The organism is Paenibacillus rhizosphaerae, from assembly GCF_014192015.1.
GTDB classification, from domain to species: Bacteria; Bacillota; Bacilli; order Paenibacillales; family Paenibacillaceae; genus Paenibacillus_AQ; species Paenibacillus_AQ rhizosphaerae.
In genome coordinates this window covers 18,414-43,295 of the sequence record NZ_JACHXJ010000013.1, presented here as the reverse complement: position 1 = coordinate 43,295, position 24,882 = coordinate 18,414, and the positions used below count along the sequence as shown (strand labels likewise).

Here is a 24,882-nt window from a genome sequence, read left to right as displayed (position 1 = left end):
CTAAAAAGTGTTTGTCTGATCTAAGGGTTTTAAGCCGAAATTCGCATTCAGCGCTATTATACCACATCATATTGTAAATGCTAAACAAGCATTTGAAATTAAGCAGGTATAGGAAGGACAAGGCAAAAAAAGAATTCTGCCGGGTCAGCAGAATTCCATCGCTTTAGCCAAATTGAACCGGGCTGTCTTTGAGCTGCATGTTCACCGCCACCCGCATCTCATCGATGTCGAACGGCTTCGTAAAGTGCATGAGCGCTCCAAGCTCGGTCGCTTCCTTGATCATATCGAGCTCTCCGTAGGCTGTCATCATAATGACTTTGATGGATGGGTTCATTTCCTTGATGTGCTTTAGGATTTCAAGCCCGTCCATTCCGGGAATCTTCATATCGAGCAGAACCAGATCCGGCGATTCCTTCTCCACAATTTCCAGTGCAATCTTGCCGTTGGCCGCCTGAAACGTCGTATAACCTTCACTGTTGAACACTTCCATAAGCAAAATGCGAATGCCGTTCTGGTCATCGACGATCAATACCTTTTTGTTATTCACTCAACTTACCTCCCAACAATCAGCTGCGTCCGAATCATACCCCTAGTTCCTAACTAAACTGTTAATTCCATACTCCTGCAATCTCCATTTAAAGGTATTCGCCTTCTAGATACAAATTCCTGCAACTTCATATAAATGAAAAATGGGTCTCCTAAGGGAGACCCATAGCTGTATATTAACGTTCTACTTGCAGCGCAGCCTTCACGAATTCACGGAACAACGGCTGCGGACGATTCGGACGAGACGTGAATTCCGGATGGAACTGCACAGCCAGGAACCAAGGATGGCCGGGGAGTTCCACAATTTCCACCAGGCGTCCGTCCGGGGACGTTCCGGAAATGCGCAAGCCCGCTTTTTCAACCTGCTCGCGGTACTCATTATTGAACTCATAACGATGGCGGTGTCTCTCATAGACGAGCTCGTCATTGTAGCACTGCATCGCCAGGGAGTCTTCGGCCAGCTTGCAAGGATACAATCCAAGGCGCATCGTTCCGCCCAAGTCTTCAATATCCTTCTGCTCCGGAAGCAGGTCGATCACCGGATACTCGGTAGACGGGTTGATTTCCGAGCTGTTCGCTCCTTCAAGTCCCAGCACGGAACGGGCGTATTCGATCACAGACACCTGCATGCCGAGGCAAATGCCGAAGAACGGAATTTGCTTCTCACGGGCGTAACGGATCGCCGATACTTTACCCTCAATCCCGCGGTCACCGAAGCCGCCTGGAACCAGAATGCCGCCGATGCCGTGCAGCAGTTCGCCCACGTTCTCATCGGTCACTTCTTCCGCGTTCACCCAGCGGATTTTCACATCGGCGTTTGCATCAAATCCTGCATGGGAAAGGGATTCAACCACACTCAAATAAGCGTCATGCAGAGCGACATATTTGCCGACGATGGCGATTTCCACCGTTTTCTCCAGCTTGTTGATGCGATCCACAAGGCTTTCCCACTCGGTCATGTCCGGCTTCGGCGTCGTCAGCTTCAAGTAGTTGACCACGATCTCGTCGAGTCCTTCATCACGAAGGTTCAGCGGTACCTCGTAAAGTGTAGATGCGTCTCGGCACTCCACGACCGCACTTTCGTCGATATCGCAGAACAGCGCGATTTTCGCCTTCATATCCGCAGACAGCTCATGCTCCGTCCGGCATACGATCACGTTCGGCTGAATGCCGATGCTGCGCAGTTCCTTCACGCTGTGCTGGGTCGGCTTAGTCTTCACTTCCCCTGCAGCTTTAATGTAAGGAATCAGCGTCACGTGGATGTACATAACATTCTCGCGGCCAATTTCACTCTTGATCTGACGGATGGCCTCAAGAAAAGGTAAACTTTCAATATCGCCGACGGTTCCGCCGATTTCCGTAATCACGACGTCAGAGCCTGCCTCGCGGCCTGCACGGAACACCCGCTCCTTAATTTCGTTGGTGATATGTGGAATGACCTGAACCGTTCCGCCCAAATATTCCCCGCGGCGTTCCTTGCTGATCACCGAAGAGTACACTTTCCCTGTCGTGACATTGCTGTTCTTGGACAGGTTGATGTCGATGAATCTTTCGTAGTGCCCCAGATCAAGGTCGGTCTCGGCGCCATCGTCCGTTACGAATACTTCACCGTGCTGGTAAGGACTCATGGTGCCGGGGTCCACGTTCAAATACGGATCGAATTTCTGGATCGTCACCTTTAAACCCCTATTTTTAAGCAGCCTTCCGAGTGAAGCGGCGGTAATTCCTTTACCCAAGGAAGACACGACCCCGCCCGTCACAAAAATATACTTTGTCACTGTAAAAACCCTCCTATTAAAGTCCAGAAATTCAGGCGACATATGATGTTTAGCGTAACCCAATTCACGTTTTTTCATCGGAATCGGGCCGAAACAAGTTTGTTGCTTTCTCTCTCTGTGAACAACAATGCGCCATTTGAAATCAAATGGCACAATTGGGTAATCGACATTATATAGATTGAACTAAAAAAGACGAATCATTTCCATTCCATTCCCAGTTCATCTACCCCCGCGGATATGATGGAAGGAGAGTTCCGCTTCCATGACATACCGCATTAAAAAACAAAAAAGTGACACCCGTAGTACGGGGCACTTTTTATTATTATACGCATATTTAAATCTCAATCATAAGCCCATGCAATAGTTTACTCTGTGCCTTGTCCCCTGTCAAGAGAGGATTGCGATTCTGCGAATGGAATTAATCTTCGTCCTCATCGAGGTTTTCTTCTTCTTCTTCTTCTTCCTCTTCCTCGTCGGCGGCATCTTCATCTTCCAGGTCTTCGTCGTCGAGCATCACGTCTTCGTCATCTTCCACTTCTTCTTCGGAATCGTCATCGGAATAGATGTCGTCATGATCTTCGTCGATCCGGTCGAAATCATCGTCGCTGTCCTCAGCAAACGTATCTTCCTCGTCCGTGAAATCGTCATCCTCATCATCGTCGTCATCGTTAATGATGCGCGGACGCTTGGCGCTGCTGATCGGATCTTCGGAGCGGTCGATCGGATACCAGCGCTTGAGTCCCCACAGGTTCGTTCCTACGCAGGCAAACCGGCCGTCGATATTAATTTCTGTATATAGCTGCGCAACGGTCTCTTTAACTTCTTCATCGGTTAAGCCGCGAAGCTTGGCTACCTCTTTCATCAGGTCGAGATAATAAAACGGCGTATTGGCCGCCTTCAAAACGGCAAAGGCCAGGTCGACCATTGGCATTTCCCGGATTTTCTCGGGATCCATTTTAAGCTGGAGTGAGTTACTCACTTACGGACACTTCCTCTCACGCAAAGTTCACCTTATATATCGTTACTTATAACAACATATCCATTATCAAAACTAAGTAAAACCTATTTATAAATAAAATGCAAGTTTTAAGTGCATAAAGGAAGGCTGCAAGGTTGTCCCAAAAAAGGCGAGTGAAAAGGCGGAGTATCCTCCGCCTTCCGACTGTATCCGCCCACGAAAGAGAAACTCCTCACGGGACCTGGAAAGAGACGCCCATGGCCTCTTCAGTCTATATTATGTCCGCCTCCGGCTTTTGACATCGGGGCAGGGCCTATTTCGTCAAAAAAGGGCATGTTCCCACTCCCGCTGCACTCCCCGCTCATACAATGCAAAAGCAGGGTTCATTATGAGGGGGACTGCCCAACATGGACTACACCGATTTTATCCAGATGCTGCTTGAAGATATGGAGAGTCCCGTATCGTCCGGTGAAAAAAATATTATCAGGTTTCGCGAACCGCGGCATTTCTATGCCTGCCAGGATCGGCTGCAGACGCTTCACCTTCGGTATCCGACAATGCCCGGCATCCAGGTATCCGATCTCCTCGAGGCCATTATCGCCCCTTTTCCGGTCAGCAGCAGGTTGATGTCCAAGTACCACGACGATCTTATTATTGAAGAAGACACCCAAATGAAGGTCCATACCTTGGTGAACAACAAAGTCAACCAAAGCCCGGGCATTCCGTACGGAGTCAAGCAAATTCAGGCTCCCAAGGCCTGGTCCACTTCGACAGGATATCGCATCCGGATCGGAGTGATCGATACCGGGGCCGACTATTACCATCCCGATCTGCGCCAGTCGCTGGCCAAAGGGATCAATCTGCTGCACCGGCATCTGCTGCCGCTCGATGACAACGGGCACGGTACCCATATTGCAGGAACCATTGCTGCCGCGAACGGTCCTGACGGCATGATCGGCGTCGCTCCGCGGGCCATGATTTTTCCGGTCAAAGCCTTTGACAACAACGGATCCGCCTATGTCTCGGACATTATCCAGGGAATCGACTGGTGCGTCCGCAACCGCATGCACATCATCAATATGAGTTTCGGTATGAAGACCAAAAGCAAGGCGCTGCTGGACATCGTCGGCAAGGCCTATACCGCCGGGATCTCGATCGTTGCCTCGTCCGGCAATGACGGGAAACGGCGAAGCATCGATTATCCTGCAAGGTACGGGCAGACCATATCCGTGGGGGCGACCGACCGGAACCGCCGTATTGCCAGCTTCAGCAACCGCGGCGACCTCATTGATATTTACGCACCGGGCGATAAAATTATTTCCTCCTGGACACGCGGCAAGTACCACGAGATGAGCGGCACCTCTATGGCGACCTCGCATGTCAGCGGATCGATCGCGCTGCTGCTTGCCCAAAATCCCGACCTGTCGCCGGCCGAAATCAAGGAGCTCCTCGTCGCAACCGCCACACCGCTGCGCCCGAGAAAAGGGCAATCCCGCGTCGTGCATACCGGTGAGATCAATGCCTACCGGCTGCTGCGCGAAGGCATCAAACGCAAAAACAATCCAAGCTAAACGATAGCGGCAGTGCCGCTCAGGACAAACGGAGCTTCTGCCCGCGTTCTTCATGCCAAACAACCACAATATTTAGCATTTGTTGAAAAAGGCCGCCTCCGGCAATAACCGGAGACGGCCTTTTATATGTTTGGCGTATTCAAAAAAAGGAATTACATCTTCTCCGGAGCAGATACGCCCACGATTCTCAGCACGTTGGCGATAACGGTCCGCACGGCGCCAAGCAGGGCAAAGCGCGCCTGCGTTTGAGCGGCATCCTCGGTGATAACGCGCTGCGCCTTATAGTAGCTGTGGAACAGCGAAGCCAAGTCATATACGTAGCGGATCATCCGGTGCGGCGCGTAGCCCGCTGCAGCAGTGGCGATTTCCTCCGGCAGCTCGCCGATTTTGCGGAGAAGGTCATACTCATGCTCCGTGTTCAAGACCGTGAGGTCCACTTCAGACAGCGGGAGCAGCGCAACCCCCTGCTCTTCCGCCTGACGGTAAATGCTGCAAATCCGCGCATGCGCATACTGAACATAAAATACCGGATTTTCGTTAGACGTCGAAATGGCCAAATCCATGTCGAAATCGAGATGGGAGTCCATGCTGCGCATCGTGAAGAAGTAGCGGATGGCGTCGATGCCGACCTCTTCCATCAGGTCCTCCATCGTTACGGCTTTCCCCGTACGCTTGGACATCTTGACCTTCTCCCCGTTCTGGAACAGGCTGACCATCTGCGCGATGAGCACGGTCAATTTGTCGGGATCGTTACCAATAGCCTCCATGGCTGCTTTCATCCGCGGGATATAGCCGTGGTGGTCGGCTCCCCAAATATTGATCATGCGGTCATAGCCGCGGTTGTATTTGTCCCGGTGATACGCGATATCCGGAGTCAGGTACGTATAGGTGCCGTCGTTCTTCACCAATACACGGTCCTTGTCGTCCCCGTATTCGGTCGTCCGCAGCCAGGTGGCGCCATCCAGCTCATATACCTGGCCTTTGGCTTTCAGCTCGTTCAAGGATGCTTCAACAAGACCCTTCTCGTACAGGGAAGTCTCACTGAACCATTCGTCAAAATGTACCCGGAAGCGCGCTAAATCGCGTTTGATTTTGCCAAGCTCTTTCTCCAGGCCATACGAACGGAAGAACGCCGTCCGCTCGCCCGGATCCATGGACAGCAGGGAATCGCCTTTCTCGGCGACCAGTTCCTTGGCAAACCCCTTGATATCCTCGCCGTGGTATCCGTCCTCAGGCATTTCCGCATCTTGTCCGAGCGCCTGGAGATACCGGGCTTCGATCGATTTGCACAGGTTTTCGACCTGGTTGCCCGCATCGTTGATATAGTATTCGCGGGTTACTTCATACCCGGCAAAGTCCAAAATGTTGCACAGGGCGTCGCCCACAGCGGCTCCCCGGGCATGTCCCAGGTGCAGGCTGCCGGTCGGATTGGCGCTGACGAACTCGACCTGCACGCGCTGCCCTTGGCCAAGCTGCACGCGTCCATAGTCTTCGCCCTGCGCGTAGACCTGCTCGATCACGGGGTACAGATAGCTTTTGTTCAGCGTAAAGTTAATGAAGCCCGGACCGGCGATTTCGGCCTTCTCGATGGACGCTTTCTTCACATCGATATGCTCCAGGATCGCTTCGGCGATCTGGCGCGGGTTTTTCTTGGCAATTCGGGTCAGCTGCATGGCAGCGTTGGTGGCAAGGTCCCCGTGAGATTTATCTTTTGGCACCTCAAGCGTAATGCTGGGGAGCTCTTCACGGTCAACCAGTCCGGCGGCGACAACAGCGTCCTTGACCGCCTCCAAAACCAGCTGATGAATCTGTTCGAGTGGATTAAGTGTCATGATTGATTATCCTCCTGTATAAAAAAGCTGATGGTGAAATGCCCTGTGCATTCCTCGTATACATACAGATCGTACGCCCAGCTGATTTCCCCTGTCATTCCGTTCAGGTCCATCTTAAGGGAACGCGTATCCGTCGATAGGTTAAAGGACGTATATGGCGAACGGTAAAAGCCTGGAAGCCGCTGCCCCTCTTGAAAAGACTGCTCCGATTCCACGGCGCCGTGCCGGATCATTTTCAGGCTGTTTGCGCCTATTTTTACTGTCGTTTTGGTCTTCCGCCCCTGCAAATCCGCTTCCGGCTCCTCGTACATCACATAAAGAGCTTGTCCGCGGGCAAATACCTGCGCTGTCATCTCCTGGTTGACCTCCTGGCCGTCATGACGGCTGCGCAGACGGACGGTCGCCTTTCTGGCATCTGGCATTACGCAATACTCCAATCTATTCTTTCCTATTGTACTACTATATCCAGTTCGCTGTATCAATTCAATACAAACCGTGCCTGTCACGGACTGCCGCTACTGTACAGCTTTCACAGCGCCGGGAATTCGTATTCCGGGAAACCCTCGCCGTTATCGAAAAAAGACGGAACCGCCAGTGATAACCGGCAGTCCCGCCCTTTTGATCGTGATCTGTAACTTCATTCGTCCAGTGACGCTCCGTTTAAGGATTCAACGCTTCCTTAAAAGCGAACTTCCGGTTCCAGCTGGCACCGCCGTCATGGGTCGCATAAATCGATGACTTGGTGGCGCTGGTCACCACAAGCCAACCTGTCTTGCCGTCCGTAAAGGAGATCCGCGAATCGTAACCATTAATGGAGGGCTTTACGTTCTTCCACGTTTTTCCTCCATTATAAGTCACGCCGACAGACACCATACCGCCCGCCGGAGATCCGCCGGATAGAAAGGCCGTTTCCCGACCGATCAGCTGCATGTTGCCAGGGTGTCCGCCTGGCTGGGCCGGTCCCTGATTGACGACAGCCGCCCCGCTGCCGGGAGCTGGACCTCCGCCGGCCGTGGACTGGGCGATGACGCGCTTCCAATGTGCGCCTTGGTCCGTGCTGCCATACAGCGAGTAGGATACCTGGGACATGCCCGAGCCGCCATAGAACAGCGCCCAGACCTGATGGTCCCTGCTGTATATTTGTCCGCCCGCAGGATACGGGGAGTCATACTTCACATTCAGCTTCGTGCTCCAGCTGTGCCCGCCGTCGGCCGTGCCCAGCACTTTATAGCCCGAGCCGGGAACCACGACTAGGACATACCCGTTGTTCTTATCCTGAAACGCCGCATATCTCGTATTGGCCGGCGTAGGGATTTTCACCCAGCTGTTCCCGCCGTTATCGGTCCGGTAGGCGCCGTTTTGCGTATAGCCGTGCAACGTGTTCTTACTAAGCGCCTCCAGCCGGTTAAACGGCAGATTGGCCGTATACACCTCTTTCCAATGCGATCCGCCGTCCACCGTCTTGAGCAGATGCGTGGTCTGGTGGGAAGGAAGGGTGGCGATGGCCCATCCGTTCACATTGTCCGTAAATTGAATCTGGGCAAAATTCCATTTCCCCGTGTAAATTTCCTGCCAGTGGCACCCCGCATCCGATGTGCCGATCATAAACCCGGTTCCTGCCGCCCGGCCCGTCGACCCGTTCAGAAACTGAATGTCGGTAAAATGAAGCGGATCCGCGCCTTCGCCCATGTGCTGTTTCTGCTCCTGCTGAAGCAAGCCGTGATCGCCGCTTCCGCAGGGAACAGCTGCTGAGGCAGCAGCCGAAGTCCGCGCTGACGATAACCCCCAGCCCGCCGGCATTATCAGCATAAGTGCAGCGGCAGCCAAGGAAGATCTTCTAAGCAGCTTTTTCATGATCATAACGACACCTCCATATCGATTACATTACCCTCTTTGGTGACCTGCCACTCGCAAAAAAACGTCCTCTTCCTGATTCCAGAAGTAGCATGCGAGTGTTTGGATAGGTAAGCGACTTTGGCTTTGCGCACAGCGCAAAACAAGAGAGCGAAGCAAGCCAAACAGGAGCAAACACCATTCAATAGTGAAAGAATTTGTGCATCCTTCGCCTACAGGCATGGTTCAGAGCAGGATACAATGGGAGCTACTAAAAGGCGTGAGGTGATTGATTTTGAATGCACAAACGATACCTGCGGCGGACAAGGCCCCGCCGGGCAAAAACATGAAAACGGTTGCCAAAACGTGGAAAGGACGCTGGAACGCCCCGCTGGCCGGCTACCTGTTCATCGCTCCCTGGCTGCTGGGCTTTCTCATTTTGCAGCTGTGGCCCATTATTCAGTCCTTCTATTTATCTTTCACCGAGTTTTCCCTGCTGGAACCAGCCCGCTGGATCGGGCTCAAAAATTATCAGGATATTTCGCAGGACCGTCTCTTCTTTAATTCACTGAAGGTGACCTTCCTGTACGTCATTACTTCGGTTCCCCTGAAGCTGCTGGCAGCGCTGCTGGTCGCCATGCTGCTCAACCGGAATATCCGGGGAATTTCTTTCTACCGGACGATTATATATCTTCCGTCCCTGATCGGCGGAAGCTTGGCGGTAGCCGTGCTGTGGCGCAACATTTTCGGCCTCAACGGATTTATCAACCAGCTTGCGATTATGGTCGGCATCGCCCCGAAGAACTGGATCGGAACGCCCTCCACCGCCCTCGGAACCTTGGTGCTGCTGACGGCGTGGCAGTTCGGCTCGTCGATGATTATTTTCCTGGCTGGTCTTAAGCAGGTTCCCGGGGAGCTCTACGAAGCAGCCTCTGTGGACGGGGCCACACCTTTTCGCAAATTCGTCCGGATTACGCTGCCCATGCTGTCGCCCGTCATTCTGTTCAACCTGATCATGGGGATCATCAACGCGTTCCAGATGTTCACCTCGGCGTTTGTCGTTACCAACGGGGGGCCGGTCAATTCGACCGAAATGTTTGCCCTGTTCCTGTACAACAAAGCCTTCGGTTCGCTGCAGATGGGCTACGCCTCGGCACTGGCCTGGATCCTGCTGGTCATTATCGGCATCGCCACAGCGATTAATTTTATTGCGTCCAAATATTGGGTGTTCTACGAAACGGAAACGGAGGGTCGCAAATGACAGGCGTTCTGAAAAAACAAAACTGGCTGGTTCATATTCTGATGATCGTGTTCTGCTTTGTGATGTTCTACCCCGTGCTCTGGTGGATCGGCGCCTCTTTCAAATCGACAGCCGAGATCAGCCTGCCCTCCCTGTTCCCCAAAGTATGGCTGTGGCAGAATTATACGGAAGGCTGGAACGCGCTGCCCAAGTATACGTTTACACGCTTCTTCATGAACAGCCTCAAGCTGAACGTGGCGACCACGGTCCTGCACGTCATCTCGGCCAGCTTGGTGGCCTTCGGGTTCGCCAGGCTGACCTTTCCGCTGAAAGGGCTGTGGTTTTCCATCCTGATGATGACCCTGATGCTGCCGGGCCAGGTCACGCTCATCCCGCAGTATACGATGTTCCATTCTTTCGATTGGATCAATACGTATCTGCCTTTGATCGTCCCGTCGGCCATGGGCGGAGCCTTCTTTATTTTCCTGATCGTCCAATTTATCCGGGGCATTCCGCGGGAGCTTGACGAGTCGGCGAAAATCGACGGCTGCACCTGGTTTGGCATCTACCTGCGCATCGTGATGCCGCTGACCCTGCCGGCGCTGATTACGGTCATGATTTTCTCATTTATTTGGGGCTGGGACGATTACTTCGGTCCGCTGATTTATCTGAATACCGTGGACAAATATACCGTCCCGCTGGCGCTCCGAATGTTCATCGATTCCCAGTCGGCCGTGCCGTGGGGTCAGCTGCTCGCCGTGTCCCTGCTCTCCGTGCTGCCGCCGGTCGTGATCTTCTTCCTGGCGCAAAAGCATTTCGTCGAGGGCATCGCAACGTCAGGGCTGAAAGGCTAGTCATCCTGGAGCGCAATAAACGAAAACCACGGGGTACTCGCTCATTCCATGCTTTTCTTCCGGACCGTATCGTGAACGTAAGCCTCTCTCCCGGCGCGCCCTGGACGGCCGCTTTGGGTTAGCAGCGCGTTAACGCTATGGCCTCGCCGCACCCAAGAGGAGGGGAAAAGCCATGAATCCGTTTCGCATGTTCCGTATCGATTATGTGTTTTTCTTCAGCTTTGCCGCTTTTATCGCGGTCCTGATCACCATCATGATGATCGTCAGCTACCGGTTTTCCGCCAATGAGCAGGCGGACAGCGCCTCCATGTATCAGCAGGCGGTGCTGCAGCAGCTGAACAAGCAGCTCACCGACCAGATGAGCGCCGTGGAGCAGACCTCGCTCGCTGTGGCCATCAACTCCCCGCTGGTCAATTATTTGACGATGAAAGGAGATTATTATGCCCGCAAAACGGCCAGGGACGAACTGAACCGGGATTATCTGGCGCCGATGCTGAACAGCTCCCGCTCGATGTTCTCCTTTCAGATTTATATGAGCGAACCGCTGCAAGTCGACCCCAACGCCAACATTCAGTACCTTCCGCTCGCTTACGCCAGCCGGGAAAGCTGGTATCCGGCCGTCGACAAAGCCGACTTCGTCTGGATCGGACAGCGCGAGGTCGGCTCGCCCCAGGGGAAGCAGCAGGTCATCAGCTTTATCCGTAAAATCACGACGCTGGACGGGGTCAACCGGGGAATTCTGATCATCAATGTCCGCGTCAAATTTCTGCAGGATATCCTGACCGAGGACAATTCCTCGGCCAGCCGGCTGCTGCTCGACTCCGGCGGTCGGATGATCATGCACACCCGGATCGCTCCGCCTCCCGGAGAAATCGATGCCATTCTGAAGGAGGTCAGCGGAGATGCCGGTCATGCGCATCAGCTGCTGCAAGCGGCAGGCTCGCTTCCGGAGAAGAATATGCTGACCGTCTGGTCCCGTACGGCCCCCGGCAGCTGGATGCTGGTCGAGCTTACGCCATGGAAGGACATCACTGGCGGAAGTGTCCGCCTGGCATGGACCATGGCTGCAATCGGAGCGGCCGCCATCCTGCTGTCGGTGTTCTTCACGCTGTTCCTTTCGAGGAATTTCACGGTGCCGATCCGGAAGCTGGTTCAGCTGATGCAGGCATTCAATCCCGGAAAGCCGGGGCTGCCGCTGCCTACGGAATACCGCAACGAATTTGGCAGTCTCTTCAGCGGCTACCGCAAGCTGACCGAACGGATCGAGACGCTGTACCAATCGCTGGAGCAGCAGTACAAAGCGCAGCGCGAGGCGGAAATCAAGGCGCTGCAGGCGATGATCAACCCCCATTTTCTCTACAACACTTTGGATCAGCTAAATTGGATGGCGCTGGAGGCCGGCCAGGAGGAGATCAGCCGGGTGCTTGAACTGATGGGGCAAATGTTCCGAATCGGGTTGTCAGGCGGCGAATCCATGATCCCGATGCAGGATGAGCTGCTTCACGTCGAATGCTATTTAAAAATTCAGCAGTTCAAAAGGGGCAAGGGCTTGGAATGGGAGATCGACTGTCCGGAGGATCTGCGCCAGCTGCTGATTCCGAAGCTGACCCTGCAGCCCTTCGTGGAAAACGCTATCGTGCACGGCTTCCATGGACGCTGCCATGGCCGAGTCGTCCTGTATGCCGCACACGAGGACCGTGGCATCCGGATCCGGATCCGGGATGACGGCGTCGGCCTCCGGGATGACTGGAAGACCCGGCGGCGCCATCCGGCAGGCGGATATGGCATCCGTAATGTAACCGAGCGCATTCAAGTATTTTTCGGTCCGCCCTTCGGCGTATCACTACGGAACCGCACCGACGGATCAGGAACCGAGGCGGAAATTTATCTTCCGAAGCTGACGCAGCAGCTGGATTTGGAAGGAGGACGAAGTGATGTGGACGCTCGCAATCGTGGATGACGACCGGCAGGTGCTCGGGGGGATGTCGCGGCTCATTCCCTGGGAGCAGCTCGGCATCCGTCCCATCGGGGAGGCCATGGACGGTGAAGAGGGGCTCCGGCTGATCAGAACTGCCAAACCGGACATCGTCATTACGGACATCTATATGCCGGTCATGAACGGGCTGGAGATGATCGAACAGCTTCGCAAGCAGCAGTTTGACGGCAAAATCATCATCTTAAGTGGATATTCGGACTTTGATTATGCCCGTAAAGCACTGCGGCTGCAGGTCGACGATTATTTGCCCAAACCGGCCTCACCGGCAACCATCCGCGAGGTACTGCAGCGCGTAATCGCCGAATTGTCGGAGAAAAGAGCGGCAGAGCACCGCGAACAGGAGCTTCAGGACCGGCTGATGCAGTACGAGCCTTACCTGGAGCGGGAATGGGTGAAATCGGCCCTGACGGGCGGGACCTTTTCCCCGCTGACCGGGCCGTACCGGATGCTGGACCGGCTTGGCTGGAAAGGCGCCCAGTTCATGATGCTGGCTCTGGAAATCAAGCGGCAGGGCCGGACCGAGGGCATCTCGGCCCGGGACTGGCACCTGTTCCGCTTTGCCGTCGGTAATACGGTCGAGGAGCTGGCCAGGCAGGACGGGCTGAGGAGCTACTTTCTAGAGCTGCATAGTCATCATATGACCCTGCTGCTGTATAAGCCCCTCTCCTGGCCCGCAGAAGCGTTTCGCTCCGAGGTGCTGGCATTGGCCGGGCGCATCATTGAGACGGTGGACCGTTACCTTCAGGTCAAGCTGCGTATCGGGGCGGGCCTCCGGAAAGATGATTGGACGGCTATTGCGGATTCCACGGAAGAGGCCTTTCAGGCGTTGGCCGAGCGGCGCGAGCCGGATGCAAACCATCCCTGCGTCTACGTCTACACCGAAGGCGGTTTCCGGCACCCGGCAGCGCGCAATGTGCGGCCGGTCCGATTTTTTCAGGAAATGGCGGATGCAGTTCGGACCTTCGATGAGCCGCGGGCCCTGCTGGCGCTGGAGGATTTCGCAAGCAGCGACAGCGGCGTGGCACAGCTCTCCCCCGGCGAGCTGGCAGCCCTCGGAACACAGCTGTTTGCCATCCTCTCCTTCACGCTGTACGATTCCGGCCTCAAGCTTGACGACGAGCTGCCTCCAGCGGAGCTGTCCAAGGAGCTGGGATTGATGGAGAACGCGGAGCAATGGAAAGCATGGGTGGCGGAGAAAGTGAAGCGGATCTGCCGCCGGTTTACCCCCAATGAGAACCTGAAGCATAAGGAAACGGTGGATTTTATCATTCAGTACATTCACGAGCATTACGCCGAAAATATCCATCTCCAGGATGTCGCCGATCAGGTCTATATATCCAAAAATTATTTGAGCACCCTGTTCCGCCAGTTTACCGGCGAGACGTTCGGCGATTATTTAACCCGGGTCCGGATGGAAAAGGCCAAGAGCATGGTCCTGGAGAAGAAGCTGCTCATCGCCGAAATTGCCGAGCGGGTCGGATACCGCAACGTTCCGTACTTTACTACGCTGTTCAAAAAGCATACCGGCCGCAGTCCGACCGAGTTCTACCGGGCGTAATGCAGCCTCATGCCGGCGGTTCACCGATATTCGTAAAATACTGAAATGATTTGTTACATTGTCTGCTACGCGGGTGTCCCTAGGCTTGGTACCTTAGAGCAAGAAGGAGATCTGTTACTTAAGGGAGGTTCAATCGATGAGAAAATCATGGCAACGTCTTGCCGCAGGCACTGCGGCCGTCCTTATGCTGTCCCTCGTTCTGTCCGCCTGCAGCGGGGTCAAGAAGGAAGAAACCGGAGCTGCGGGCACCGGAAACGGCAAGTCCATCACGCTGCGGATCATGTGGTGGGGCTCGCAGGCCCGTCACGATGCAACTTTGAAAGCGCTTGATTTATACTCCAAAAACAATCCGGGTATCACGTTCGAGCCGGAATACCAGTCGTTCGACGGATACCAAGACAAGCTCTCGACCCAGTCCGCAGGTAAAAACACGCCGGATATTTTCCAAATGGATGCCGCCTGGTTCAACGACTGGGCCTCCAGCGGCCGATTGGAGGATCTCTCGTCCATTCCAACGGATAACATCGACAAGGCCTTGCTCGAAACAGGCACCTATCAAGGCAAGCTGTACGCGATGCCTCTCGGCAACAACGCCTGGGGTATGGTATACAACAAGACGATCATGGACAGCCTCGGGGTTCAGCCTCCCAAGACATGGGATGAGTTTTTCGCCATGGCACGCGACCTGAAGCCGAAATTGGCCAAAGACCAATACCTGACCCGGGATTTGACGGCAGACAGCGCATCCTACATGACCTATCAATTGAGCATGGGCAAAGGCTTCTCGATGAGCAAAGACGGAAAGTTCCACTATGACGAAGCCACCTGGAAAGATTGGATGAACAAATGGGCTCAGCTGCGCAAGGACCATCTCGTGCCCCCGCCGGATGTGACGGTGTCGGATAAATCGCAGGACGCGCAGATGGATCTGCTCATTCAGGAGAAAATTCTGCTCCGGGGCGCGCATGCCGCGGAATTCGGCGGAACGGACGCCCTGAAACCGGGCGTTATGGCGCTGACGACCCAGCCTCGGGGGACACAGGCGGGCGGATGGCTGAAAGCCTCCATGTATTGGAGCGTCAGCCCCAACAGCCAATACAAAGAGGAAGCGAAGAAATTTATCGATTGGTTCGTCAACAGCCAGGAAGCCGGCGATATCCTCGGCACTTCCCGCGGAATCCCGGTTAACAAGACCGTCGCCGATGCACTCGAGCCTAAGTTCACCGATGTCGACAAAAACGCCTTGGGCCTGATCAACGAAGTGTCCAAAGACGGGGCCGCGTTCGACCCGGGTCCAGGCAACAAGGGCGGCTGGGCCAATTTCACGAAGGAATACGACAACATCACACAGTCAATCATGTTCGGAAAAATCAGCATCGACGACGGCTGGAACCAGATCGTCAAGCTGAGCAAGAGCTTGGACTAACTTGCAGCTTCCCCCTAGAAGGAATTCGGATTACGCCTTCGTCCGAAGGCATAAAAAAGAAGCACCCGGTTATTAGCGGGTGCTTCTTTGCGTTCGATTATTTTACAAATCCGAGCAGCATCTCGCGAATCAGCTTTGCCGCCACGATCTGGGTCTGCTCCGAATGATCATAGACGGGCGCCACTTCCACCAAGTCGCAGCCCACCACGTTAACTTCGGAATTGGCGATCAGGTGCACCGCCTCCAGCAATTCCTTGGAGGTGATGCCGCCCGCTTCCGCGGTTCCCGTTCCCGGCGCCGCCGACGGATCGAGCACGTCGATGTCGATCGTAACGTATACGGGACGATTGCCCATTTGCGGCAGGGCTTCCCGAAGAGGAGCCGCCACGTCGAACGGATAGAAGTTGATGTTCTCACGGGCGTACTGGAACTCCTCGCGCGAACCGGAGCGGATGCCAAATTGGTAGATGTTCTTGCCGCCCATCAGCCCGGCCGCTTTGCGGACCGGCGTCGAGTGTGACAGCGGCTCGCCCTCGTACTGTTCGCGAAGGTCGGCATGCGCGTCGATATGGATCAGGATCAGATCCGGATACTTCGCGTACATTTGCTGGATGACCGGCCAGGTCACCAGGTGCTCACCGCCGAGCCCGATTGGAAATTTATCGTCACTGAGCAGTTTCCCCACGTACTCGCCGATAACTTCGAGACTGCGTCCTGCATTGCCGAACGGCAGCAGAAGATCGCCGGCGTCGAAGTATTTGAGATCCAGAATGCTTTTATCCAAGTAAGGGCTGTATTCCTCCAGACCCACGGAAGCCTGACGGATGTGCGCCGGACCGAACCGGGATCCCGGACGGAAGCTGACCGTGTAGTCCATCGGCATGCCGTAAATGACCGCCTTGGAATTTTCGTAATCGTCCGAGCTGCAAATAAATACGTTGCCCGAATAAGCTTGGTCTAGTTTCATGATGTTGCTTCCCCCTATTTCGTCAGATCTTCCACAAATTTAGGCAATACGAAAGCCGCCTTGTGCAGGCGAGGCGTGTAGTACTTCGTGTCCATCTCCGGAATTTGCGACTCGTCCACCTCGAGCGGATCGTATTTTTTGCTGCCCATCGTAAATGTCCATAAGCCGCTAGGATATGTCGGGATGTTCGCCGCATAAACGCGCACGATCGGGAAAATTTCCTTCACATCCTTGTTCACCTTCTGGATCAAGTCGGCCTTGAACCAAGGGTTGTCCGTTTGCGCCACGAAAATGCCGTCATCCTTCAGCGCTTCATAGATGCCTTGGTAGAAGCCGCGTTCAAACAAAGGCGCAGCCGGGCCCACAGGCTCCGTGGAGTCAACCATAATGACGTCGTATTCGTTTTTGTGCTCATGAATGTGCATGAAACCGTCGTTCACCAGCACCTCCACCTTCGGGTCTTCCAGTTTGCCCGCGATGGACGGCAGGTATTTCTTCGAGTACTCGATGACTTTGCCGTCGATGTCGACGAGCACGGCTTTTTCCACTTTCGAATGCTTGATGATTTCGCGGATCACGCCGCCGTCTCCGCCGCCTACGACGAGAACGTGCTTCGGATTCGGATGCGTATTCAGCACCGGGTGCGCCACCATTTCATGGTATACGAATTCATCCTTCTCGGTCGTCATGACCATTCCGTCAAGCAGCAGCATATTTCCAAACTCTTCAGTCTCTACCATGGCCAGATCCTGAAAATCGGTTTTTTCATTTACGTACGTTTGTTTGATTTTGGCAGTAATACCGAATGCGGGCGTCTGTTTCTCCGTGAACCACAATTCCATCGTCATTACCTTCTTTCTTTCCCAGGATAAAGGAGGGATGGATCATCCCTGCCGCATGTTCTCGAGTAGCGCGTACATCTTCTTTATTGTACCAAACTGCCGATGTATAAACACATCCTTTGAATTATACGCGATAGAAGAAATTCGTGTAAAGAAACACTTTCCTTGCGCTTCTCCCCCTGGCTAAGGCCGCTTCAGCACGGGCTTTTTATTCCTCCGGCGGCCTGTATGCCCCCCTCGCCCTGCATGACCGGGAGGCCGAACGCTTTTCCCGGGGATCCCGGGCCCGGCGTGAATATCTGCTGCCTGCATTTCCCATAATGAAAGTAGGAGAAAATGTCCTCGACGTTCTTTCATAGCAGACTGACCACGCTTTGGCGGAAGTTTCTCTTACGAAAAATAGAATTATTCAGCTCCGCTGAAAAATGATAAATGCCATTCTTTTTGTAAGGAAAGGGGCTACAGTACATGGCGAAACTATTCACACGGCGGCCCAAACGGAAAAACCGGTTCTTGTTGATGCTCAGGCTCTTCATCGGCATGGTCATCCTCCTCTTGATCGCGGGAGGCGTTCTGCTCGGCTGGCTGTATCAAAAAAACCTTCCGCTTGCCGATACGGACCGTAATTCCCGCCTTCTGGACAGTCAAGGCGACATTATCGCCACGTTTTCGGCCAGCGGGCGCAGCTACGAACCCATCAAGCTCAATCAAATTTCACCGCTGCTCGTGAAGGCAACCCTGTCGGTAGAGGACCGCAAGTTCTACGACCATTTTGGGTTTGACCTGGAGGGCATGGGACGCGCGGCACTCGTCAACCTGGAGCATATGGCCCGGGTTCAGGGCGCAAGCACCCTGACGCAGCAGCTTGCCCGCAATCTATATTTATCCCATGAAAAAACATGGTCCCGCAAAATCAAGGAAGCCATGTACACCGCTCAGCTGGAGATGAAGTATACCAAGGATGAAATCCTTCAAATGTATTTGAACGAAATTTACTATGGTCACGGCGCTTACGGCATCGAAGCAGCCTCCCTGATGTATTTCGGCAAGCCGGCCAAGGAGCTGGATCTGGCGGAAAGCGCCATGCTGGCCGGGATTCCCAAGGGGCCGACCTATTACTCGCCCTACACCCATTTGGATAACGCCAAGAAGCGGCAGAAGATCGTCCTGGGCACCATGGTGGCCACCGGCGATATTACCCAGAAGGAGGCGGACCAGGCCGCAGCCGAGAAGCTGGCGATCAAACCGCAGGGACAGCAGAAATCCAACCTGACGGCGCCGTATTTTCGGGATTATGTAAAAAATTTGGTGACCAGCCAGCTCGGCATCAGCGAGGACATGCTCGATCACGGCGGTCTCAACATTTATACGACCCTGGACCCGCATGCCCAGGCCGCGGCTGAAGAGGCCGTGGGCAAAGGAATGGACTCGGCCAGCGATTTGGAGACCGCCCTCGTGTCGATCGACCCGCGAAGCGGCTATGTCAAAGCGATGGTCGGCGGCAAGAACTACAAGGAGAGCCAGTACAACCATGCGCTGGCCAAGACGCGCCAGCCCGGCTCCTCCTTCAAGCCGATTATGTATTTAACGGCTTTGTCTTCTAAGACGATGACGGGTCTCACGACGTTTAACAGCGAACCGACCCTGTTTCACTACGACAACAACCGGAAAACATATCAGCCCAGCAATTATGGAGACAAATATTTGGGCGAGATTAACATGGAGCAGGCCATCGCGGCCTCGGACAACATCTATGCGGTCAATACGATGCTGAAGATCGGGGCGGATAACGTGATCGCCACGGCGCGCAAGCTCGGCATCGTCAGCCCGCTTGAGTCCGTCCCCTCTTTGGCGCTTGGGACTTCGCCCATCAGCCCGTTCGAAATGGCCTCCGCTTTTGCGGTTATCAGCAACAATGGTAAGCGGATCCCGCCGGTCGCCGTGCTGAAGATTACCGATGCCGCCGGCGAGGTGATCTACGAAGCCCCCAAGCCCGCGGGCGAGCAGGTCGTCGATCCGGCGGCGGCTTACGTGCTGACGCACTTGATGGAGAGCGTATTTGAATCCGGCGGGACCGGTAACCGGGTATCCTCCATCATGAAGCGTCCCGTGGCCGGCAAGACCGGAACGACCGATACCGACGCTTGGCTGGTCGGGTATACGCCGGAGCTTGCGACGGCTGTTTGGGTCGGTTTTGACAAGGGCAAGACGATCGCGACGACGGACGCCCACCGGGCAGCGCCCATTTTTGCCCAGTATACCGAGAAGGCGCTGGAGAACGTACCGCCCAAAATTTTCACGATTCCGAGCGGCGTCGTCAGCGTCTACATTGATGAAGAATCCGGCAAGCTCGCCACGGCCGACTGTCCCCACAAGAAGCTCGAGGTATTCATCGTCGGTACCGAACCGACCGAATACTGCTCGCTTCACGGCGGGGAGAAGGAACAGCCCGACGTGAAAAACAAAGCCGAGGAACACTCCTGGTGGTCCGACTTTAAGCGGTGGCTCACCGACTAAACGCAGCGTTCTACAAAGGTACGGGGCTGAGTAGGCTTGGTGCCGCCCGATAACAATACAAAAGAGGGAGCCGGTTGAGCCGCTCCCTCTTTTCTTTCTTCCGAAATGCATCGCTTTGCCCCGCTCCCAAGGAGCCCGAGTATACCGGAGCAAGGAGCCAAGCTCTGCTTAGCAGGATTACTCTTTGCCTTCCGCCCTGAATTCCGGTTATATATAGAATGAACTAACCCGACGAGGTGATCCTGATGATGAACCCGGATAACGAAGGCGGTCAGCTCATCTCCCCTTCGCTTCTATCCATGACCGCACTGGAGGCCGCGCCCCGCCTGCTCGGTCAGACGCTGGTCCGGGAGACCGAGGACGGCGAGATCCGCTGCCGGATCGTGGAGACCGAGAGCTACGGCGGCGCCGAAGACAAAGGGAGCCATGCCTACGGCAACCGGCGCACCGCCCGGACCGAGACGATGTTTGCCGCCGGGGGCTTGGCCTACGTGTATTTGATCTACGGCATGTACCACTGCGTCAACGTTGTCGTCGGTGAGGCGGACGACCCGCAGGCCGTGCTCATCCGGGCGGTGGAGCCGCTGAGCGAGTATGATGCCGAGCTGATGCGGCGGTACCGGGGCAGCGTCTCCGGCAAAGCCGCCAACCTGTGCAACGGCCCCGGCAAGCTGTGCCGCGCCCTGCGGATTGACCGCAGCCTGAACGGCTGCGCGCTCCGTCATACGGACAGCCCGCTGCGGCTAGAGTCCGGCGACCGGACCGATGGGCTCCCGATCGTCCAGTCTCCACGGATCAATATTGATTACGCGGAGGAGTACGCCCTCAAGCCGTGGCGGTTTTATATTGACGGCCATCCGTATGTTTCGGTCAAAGCCACTGAGCCGCTACCTTTTTCGCTAAGGGGTTAATTCCGTGCTGTATACGATGTCCCTGTCCCTTCATGCCATGCAAAAAAGGACCTGCCTTGCCGACAGATACGATACATCCGTCAGCAGGAAACAGGTCCTTTTGTTCTTATGACAAGGAGAGCCCGCGATTTACGCTATACCTCCAGCGCCTTCTTCAGCTCATCCGGCGAGTCTTCCCACCACTGTTCATTATGCGATACGAGCAGGTTTTTCAGCAGCGTCTTTTCTTCCGGCCCCAATTCGTCCAGCATAAATTTCCGCTTCAGCGCGGCATCCATCCGGTTTACGTGATCGGCAAGGATTTTCCAGCCCCGTCTCTCTTCTTCATCGATCCACATCTCGCTGGCCGTGGCACCGCCGTAGAATTGTCCATCCTCGTTCCGGTCCACCGCGACCCATACAATCCACACCTGGCGTCCGTTCGGGACTTCCTCCCGGTTCGGCGTAAAGCGAATGCGGCGCTCCGGCTTGCTCTTGGCATGCATCGCTCCGATATCGATGACGGCTTCGCCGCGGTCGATAATGACCGGAGAAATGTTGTTCAGATCGATGGAGCCTGCCCCAAAGCCCATCTTGTGCTTGCTCTTGCCGCTGACGATGTTCAGTGCGATGGGCTTCTTGCCTACCTGTTCCTTGTTGTCCATTTCCGATGTTCCTCCTATTTGAAAACAGAAACGCTGCTCTGCGCCTCCGCTATTTTTGGATACCCGTCCAACTTAATTTTATTTTAACTAATAATCGCTGGAAAGCCAACATATACATGCCTTAGATGCTTGTCAACGGGAGGTATTCGTATATGGCCCCAGCACGCGCCAAACTCGTCTTTTTATCCTTTCTCGTTCTTGTACTCCTGATTACGGGAACACTGTGGTTCGTCTTTAAGGATTCGCCCGAGTCCATGCCTTCCTACGCTCCGGATAAGGCCAAGCCTCCAGCGGCTTATAAGCCTCCGTCACAGATGGAGAGCGTCCAGCAGCCGACCGCGGAGGTGCTCAGCAAGCGGGTGGTGGAATATCACATCGATACGACCCTTGATCCGGACAGCCGGGTAATTAAAGGAACCCAGACCCTGACCTGGACCCATCCCGGCAAAAAAACGGTAAACGAGCTGTATTTTCACCTCTATCCGAACGCCTTCTCTTCCATGGACACGACGTTTATGAAGGAATCGGGCGGAAAGCTGCGCAATGACACGATGCCCGCGGACGGCTTTGGGTCCATGACACTGACTGCGATGAAGACGGCCGACGGTCTGTCGCTGATGCATCGGATTCAATACGTGCAGCCGGATGACGGCAATACGAAGGACAAGACCTTAATCAAAGTGCGTCTGCCGCGACCGGTGAAACCAGGCGAAAGCATCACGCTGACCATGCAATTCGAAGTCCAACTGCCCAAAATCTTCGCCCGAATGGGGACCGCCGGCAACTTTGTCATGGCCGGGCAGTGGTTCCCCAAAATCGCCGTCTACGAGCCCGTCGGAATGCGCGGCCGGACGAGCGAGGGCTGGGACCTGCACCAGTACCATGGAAATTCGGAATTTTACTCCGATTTCGGCATTTACAGCGTCCGCATTCACGTGCCAAAGACCTACACGGTGGCCGCAACCGGTTTCCCGGTACAGAACTCACAGATCAAGAACGGCGAGAAGATCTATCAGTTCTACGCCGACGACGTACATGACTTTGCCTGGGCCGCATCCCCCGACTTTATCGTCGCCGAGGAGCCCTTCGCTTCAGCGGAGGTGCCCGGGGTCCGGATCAAGCTGTATCTCGATCCCGCCCACAAGGATTTGAAGGAGCGCTATTTCTACGCCGCCAAGGCCGCGCTAAAATATTTCAGCAAATGGTACGGGAAGTATCCGTACTCCACCCTGTCCATCGTCGTTCCGCCCGAAGCGGGTAACGGGGCCGGCGGCATGGAGTATCCGACGCTGATTACGGCCTTCGGGGCTAAGGACGACTCCCCGGGCTACGACCTCGAGCGGACCGTCCTCCACGAAATCGGCCACCAGTACTTCTACGGGATGATCGCCAGCAACGAGTTCGAGGAAGCCTGGCTGGACGAAGGCTTCACCTCTTACGCCGAGGATAAGCTGATGGAGCAGGAATACGGCGTCATTCCCAATCTGCCGATCCAGTCCTCGCTCATCGCTTCACCTGCACCGTTGACCCAGGACTCCTGGAAATATACGTCGCAGAATCAATATGCGCTGAACGTGTATTACCGCGGCAAGATGGTTTTGAAAGAAATGGAGACGCTGACCGGCGCCCAGACCATGAAGAACATCATGTCCACCTATGCGAGGAAATACCGTTTCGAGCATCCTGCCACGGCTGATTTTCAAAAGGTGGTCGAGCAGGTAACCAGCAAATCGTGGCAGACCTTCTTTGATCAATATGTATACGGCAGCCAGATGGCCGATTTTTCGGTCGACGAGATTACGGTGCGCAAGGATAAGGACTCGGTGCAGCCCCGGTACGATTCTTTGGTGAAGGTCAGCAAAAAGGGCGGCGATCTGCCGCAGGTGCCGATTCTGTTCACGTTTACGGACGGGCATCAGATCAAAAAGGTTTGGGACGTAAAGAATGCCAGCACCCAGTTCAAGTTGACGTACAGTTCCCCGCTGGCCTGGGCCATGATCGATCCCGGCTATACGATCGTGCTGGAAAACAAGCATGTGAACAACTATCTAAAAGCGGACATGGATCATAAAGTGCTCCTCCGCTGGAACGTGAGCATTACCAAGCTGATTGAGACCCTGCTTGGAAGTCTGTCCTGGTGAGGTGAGAGCAGTGAAATCCTATATTGTTAACGGTTGGAAGAGTGTCAAAGACCAATTTTATGTCATCATCATCATGTTCCTGTACCAGCTGCTCTGGGGCTACTTCCTGTACCGTCTGATCGATTCGGCGGTCGTACCGCTGCTGATGCGGTATCCCGATCCCCCGCCGACTGAGCTCAGCCAGGTCCTCTTCTATGTGGAGGGACAAATGAGCCTGACCCAAAGCAGCACCGTGCATACCTACCTGTGGGTTCTGCTGGGGATGGTCGCCCTCCGTATGCTGCTGACCCCTTTTATCCACGCTGGCATCTTCTACGGCCTGCATCGAGAGCATCAGGGGGACCGCGGACTGTTTTTCTTCCAGGGCATGAAGCTGCACGGCAAAACCGTCTTTCTTTTTCACCTGATCGAATGGGTGCTTATCGCAGCTCCGTTATACTGGATCATCCCGAAGATGTATCCGATTCTGCTTAGCGCGATCCAAAACCACGCCCAGCTGCTTCACTGCATCCCGTACATGGCGGTCTGGCTTCTGTACTGCTATATCGTCCATCAGATGATTCTGTTCATGCAGTTCGGCAAAACCGGTGGAACCAGCATGTTCTCCTCGCTCTGGATCTGCCTGCGAAGCGCGCTGCCGGTTATCGGCATATCCGTTCTGCTGGGCGCGGTCAGCCTGCTTTTGTATGGCATTACCAGCAGCGTCTCCCTGATCTGGGCAGGGCTTGCCACCCTGATTATCCAGCAAGGCTATCATATGGTCAGCTGTATCTTTAAATTATGGAATATCTCCTCCCAATATGATTTGTGGCATCAGCAAACGAACCGTACGAAAAAAATATTTCGGAATAGTTAAAATTTTGTCATCACTTTAATCCATTGATAAAAGAAGAACCCCGTCTCTTTCTGTTGAAAAGAGGCGGGGTTTTTGTTGTAAAATGAGTGTTAACCATTTGCCAAAGTATAAATCCTCTGTTAAAATAATCCGAGTACGAACTTAGTAACAACTTTGTAATCTTTGCTGTAACGATTTTGACTTTGCTGTAACTGATTTCATCATTTGTCCGTTCATTTGATTGGTATGTAACAATTATAGGTAACTTGTCAGCATGTCCATTTCCGGTGCAATCATCACGAGCCGAATTCCCGGGCACCAGGAAGCGGGGGATCCAATTTTGGGTGAATTGATCTCGCTACAGAGGGATCATAGGGGACCTTCTACCGAATCCTTAAGCTAACCTCGCAGGCATTGGAAGGGGTTTATCTTT

Annotated in this window: 19 protein-coding genes and 1 riboswitch; of the genes, 10 read left to right on the top strand and 9 right to left on the bottom strand. The window is 54.5% G+C overall.

Annotated features, from left to right (window positions below; genetic code table 11):
• Nucleotides 1-163 precede the first annotated feature (163 nt).
• The 3 genes from FHS19_RS34045 to rpoE all read right to left on the bottom strand — a co-directional run bounded on the left by FHS19_RS34045 (nt 164) and on the right by rpoE (nt 3,303).
• A complete protein-coding gene (locus FHS19_RS34045; protein ID WP_183587832.1) occupies nt 164-547 on the bottom strand; it encodes a response regulator in 384 nt (127 codons plus the stop codon).
• 175 nt (nt 548-722) lie between these two features.
• Entirely contained in the window at nt 723-2,324 is a 1,602-nt protein-coding gene (gene pyrG, locus FHS19_RS34040) for a CTP synthase (RefSeq protein ID WP_183587831.1), read from the bottom strand.
• A gap of 418 nt (nt 2,325-2,742) precedes the next feature.
• Complete coding sequence (gene rpoE, locus FHS19_RS34035; RefSeq protein WP_183587830.1) at nt 2,743-3,303, bottom strand: DNA-directed RNA polymerase subunit delta; 561 nt, start codon at nt 3,301-3,303, stop codon at nt 2,743-2,745.
• Between the two features lie 386 nt (nt 3,304-3,689).
• Here rpoE and FHS19_RS34030 point away from each other — a divergent pair, with 386 nt between their 5' ends.
• On the top strand, nt 3,690-4,853 hold the full coding sequence (locus tag FHS19_RS34030; RefSeq protein WP_183587829.1) for a S8 family peptidase: 1,164 nt from the start codon (nt 3,690-3,692) through the stop codon (nt 4,851-4,853).
• A 152-nt stretch (nt 4,854-5,005) separates the two neighbouring features.
• Here the strand turns inward: FHS19_RS34030 and argS are convergent, their stop codons facing one another.
• The 3 genes from argS to FHS19_RS34015 form a co-directional block, all read right to left on the bottom strand.
• Nucleotides 5,006-6,685, bottom strand: coding sequence for an arginine--tRNA ligase (gene argS / locus FHS19_RS34025; RefSeq protein ID WP_183587828.1), 1,680 nt, complete (start codon nt 6,683-6,685; stop codon nt 5,006-5,008).
• Nucleotides 6,682-7,107: a YwiB family protein gene (locus tag FHS19_RS34020; RefSeq protein WP_183587826.1), complete on the bottom strand. Its 426-nt coding sequence runs from the start codon at nt 7,105-7,107 to the stop codon at nt 6,682-6,684. Before FHS19_RS34020 ends, argS begins: the two co-directional genes overlap by 4 nt.
• Before the next feature lie 238 nt (nt 7,108-7,345).
• Nucleotides 7,346-8,545, bottom strand: a complete 1,200-nt coding sequence (locus tag FHS19_RS34015) for a WD40/YVTN/BNR-like repeat-containing protein (RefSeq protein ID WP_183587824.1) — start codon at nt 8,543-8,545, stop codon at nt 7,346-7,348.
• A 268-nt stretch (nt 8,546-8,813) separates the two neighbouring features.
• Here FHS19_RS34015 and FHS19_RS34010 point away from each other — a divergent pair, with 268 nt between their 5' ends.
• The 5 genes from FHS19_RS34010 (at nt 8,814) to FHS19_RS33990 (ending at nt 15,592) form a co-directional block, all read left to right on the top strand.
• Entirely contained in the window at nt 8,814-9,779 is a 966-nt protein-coding gene (locus FHS19_RS34010) for a carbohydrate ABC transporter permease (protein WP_183587822.1), read from the top strand.
• A complete protein-coding gene (locus tag FHS19_RS34005; protein WP_076176951.1) occupies nt 9,776-10,612 on the top strand; it encodes a carbohydrate ABC transporter permease in 837 nt (278 codons plus the stop codon). Before FHS19_RS34010 ends, FHS19_RS34005 begins: the two co-directional genes overlap by 4 nt.
• A gap of 172 nt (nt 10,613-10,784) precedes the next feature.
• Entirely contained in the window at nt 10,785-12,572 is a 1,788-nt protein-coding gene (locus tag FHS19_RS34000) for a cache domain-containing sensor histidine kinase (RefSeq protein ID WP_183587820.1), read from the top strand.
• Complete coding sequence (locus FHS19_RS33995; RefSeq protein WP_183587818.1) at nt 12,547-14,166, top strand: response regulator transcription factor; 1,620 nt, start codon at nt 12,547-12,549, stop codon at nt 14,164-14,166. Before FHS19_RS34000 ends, FHS19_RS33995 begins: the two co-directional genes overlap by 26 nt.
• 136 nt (nt 14,167-14,302) lie before the next feature.
• The gene (locus tag FHS19_RS33990) at nt 14,303-15,592 is read left to right on the top strand and encodes an ABC transporter substrate-binding protein (RefSeq protein ID WP_183587816.1); all 1,290 of its coding nucleotides are present in this window, start codon (nt 14,303-14,305) and stop codon (nt 15,590-15,592) included.
• A gap of 97 nt (nt 15,593-15,689) precedes the next feature.
• Here the strand turns inward: FHS19_RS33990 and speB are convergent, their stop codons facing one another.
• Together speB and speE are read right to left on the bottom strand one after the other, a co-directional pair.
• The gene (speB, locus tag FHS19_RS33985; protein ID WP_145950243.1) at nt 15,690-16,559 is read right to left on the bottom strand and encodes an agmatinase; all 870 of its coding nucleotides are present in this window, start codon (nt 16,557-16,559) and stop codon (nt 15,690-15,692) included.
• A gap of 14 nt (nt 16,560-16,573) precedes the next feature.
• Nucleotides 16,574-17,401: a polyamine aminopropyltransferase gene (gene speE, locus FHS19_RS33980; protein ID WP_076176946.1), complete on the bottom strand. Its 828-nt coding sequence runs from the start codon at nt 17,399-17,401 to the stop codon at nt 16,574-16,576.
• Nucleotides 17,402-17,869: 468 nt separating this feature from the next.
• Here speE and FHS19_RS33975 point away from each other — a divergent pair, with 468 nt between their 5' ends.
• Together FHS19_RS33975 and FHS19_RS33970 are read left to right on the top strand one after the other, a co-directional pair.
• The gene (locus FHS19_RS33975) at nt 17,870-19,918 is read left to right on the top strand and encodes a transglycosylase domain-containing protein (RefSeq protein ID WP_183587814.1); all 2,049 of its coding nucleotides are present in this window, start codon (nt 17,870-17,872) and stop codon (nt 19,916-19,918) included.
• A gap of 245 nt (nt 19,919-20,163) precedes the next feature.
• Nucleotides 20,164-20,829 carry a DNA-3-methyladenine glycosylase gene (locus FHS19_RS33970; RefSeq protein WP_183587813.1) on the top strand — a complete coding sequence of 222 codons (666 nt, stop codon included), beginning with the start codon at nt 20,164-20,166 and terminating at the stop codon, nt 20,827-20,829.
• 134 nt (nt 20,830-20,963) lie between these two features.
• On the opposite strand, the gene FHS19_RS33965 is transcribed toward FHS19_RS33970, so the two are convergent.
• A complete protein-coding gene (locus FHS19_RS33965) occupies nt 20,964-21,473 on the bottom strand; it encodes a YwhD family protein (protein WP_183587811.1) in 510 nt (169 codons plus the stop codon).
• Between the two features lie 152 nt (nt 21,474-21,625).
• On the opposite strand from FHS19_RS33965, the gene FHS19_RS33960 reads away from it, so the two are divergent.
• Both FHS19_RS33960 and FHS19_RS33955 read left to right on the top strand, forming a co-directional pair.
• Nucleotides 21,626-23,614, top strand: coding sequence for a M1 family metallopeptidase (locus FHS19_RS33960; RefSeq protein ID WP_183587809.1), 1,989 nt, complete (start codon nt 21,626-21,628; stop codon nt 23,612-23,614).
• Nucleotides 23,615-23,624: 10 nt separating this feature from the next.
• Nucleotides 23,625-24,470: a hypothetical protein gene (locus FHS19_RS33955; protein ID WP_183587807.1), complete on the top strand. Its 846-nt coding sequence runs from the start codon at nt 23,625-23,627 to the stop codon at nt 24,468-24,470.
• A gap of 270 nt (nt 24,471-24,740) precedes the next feature.
• A riboswitch (cyclic di-AMP (ydaO/yuaA leader) is annotated at nt 24,741-24,878 on the top strand.
• The last annotated feature ends 4 nt before the right edge of the window (nt 24,879-24,882 follow it).

Excerpts from the sequence above, each read along its gene's own strand:
- FHS19_RS33975 (WP_183587814.1), top strand. The coding sequence starts at position 17,870 with ATGGCGAAACTATTCACACGGCGGCCCAAACGGAAAAACCGGTTCTTG.
- FHS19_RS34015 (WP_183587824.1), bottom strand. The coding sequence starts at position 8,545 with ATGATCATGAAAAAGCTGCTTAGAAGATCTTCCTTGGCTGCCGCTGCA.
- speB (WP_145950243.1), bottom strand. The coding sequence starts at position 16,559 with ATGAAACTAGACCAAGCTTATTCGGGCAACGTATTTATTTGCAGCTCG.
- FHS19_RS33990 (WP_183587816.1), top strand. The coding sequence starts at position 14,303 with ATGAGAAAATCATGGCAACGTCTTGCCGCAGGCACTGCGGCCGTCCTT.
- FHS19_RS33995 (WP_183587818.1), top strand. The coding sequence starts at position 12,547 with ATGTGGACGCTCGCAATCGTGGATGACGACCGGCAGGTGCTCGGGGGG.
- FHS19_RS34000 (WP_183587820.1), top strand. The coding sequence starts at position 10,785 with ATGAATCCGTTTCGCATGTTCCGTATCGATTATGTGTTTTTCTTCAGC.
- FHS19_RS33965 (WP_183587811.1), bottom strand. The coding sequence starts at position 21,473 with ATGGACAACAAGGAACAGGTAGGCAAGAAGCCCATCGCACTGAACATC.
- FHS19_RS34030 (WP_183587829.1), top strand. The coding sequence starts at position 3,690 with ATGGACTACACCGATTTTATCCAGATGCTGCTTGAAGATATGGAGAGT.
- FHS19_RS33960 (WP_183587809.1), top strand. The coding sequence starts at position 21,626 with ATGGCCCCAGCACGCGCCAAACTCGTCTTTTTATCCTTTCTCGTTCTT.
- FHS19_RS34020 (WP_183587826.1), bottom strand. The coding sequence starts at position 7,107 with ATGCCAGATGCCAGAAAGGCGACCGTCCGTCTGCGCAGCCGTCATGAC.
- FHS19_RS34005 (WP_076176951.1), top strand. The coding sequence starts at position 9,776 with ATGACAGGCGTTCTGAAAAAACAAAACTGGCTGGTTCATATTCTGATG.
- argS (WP_183587828.1), bottom strand. The coding sequence starts at position 6,685 with ATGACACTTAATCCACTCGAACAGATTCATCAGCTGGTTTTGGAGGCG.
- speE (WP_076176946.1), bottom strand. The coding sequence starts at position 17,401 with ATGGAATTGTGGTTCACGGAGAAACAGACGCCCGCATTCGGTATTACT.
- FHS19_RS33970 (WP_183587813.1), top strand. The coding sequence starts at position 20,164 with ATGATGAACCCGGATAACGAAGGCGGTCAGCTCATCTCCCCTTCGCTT.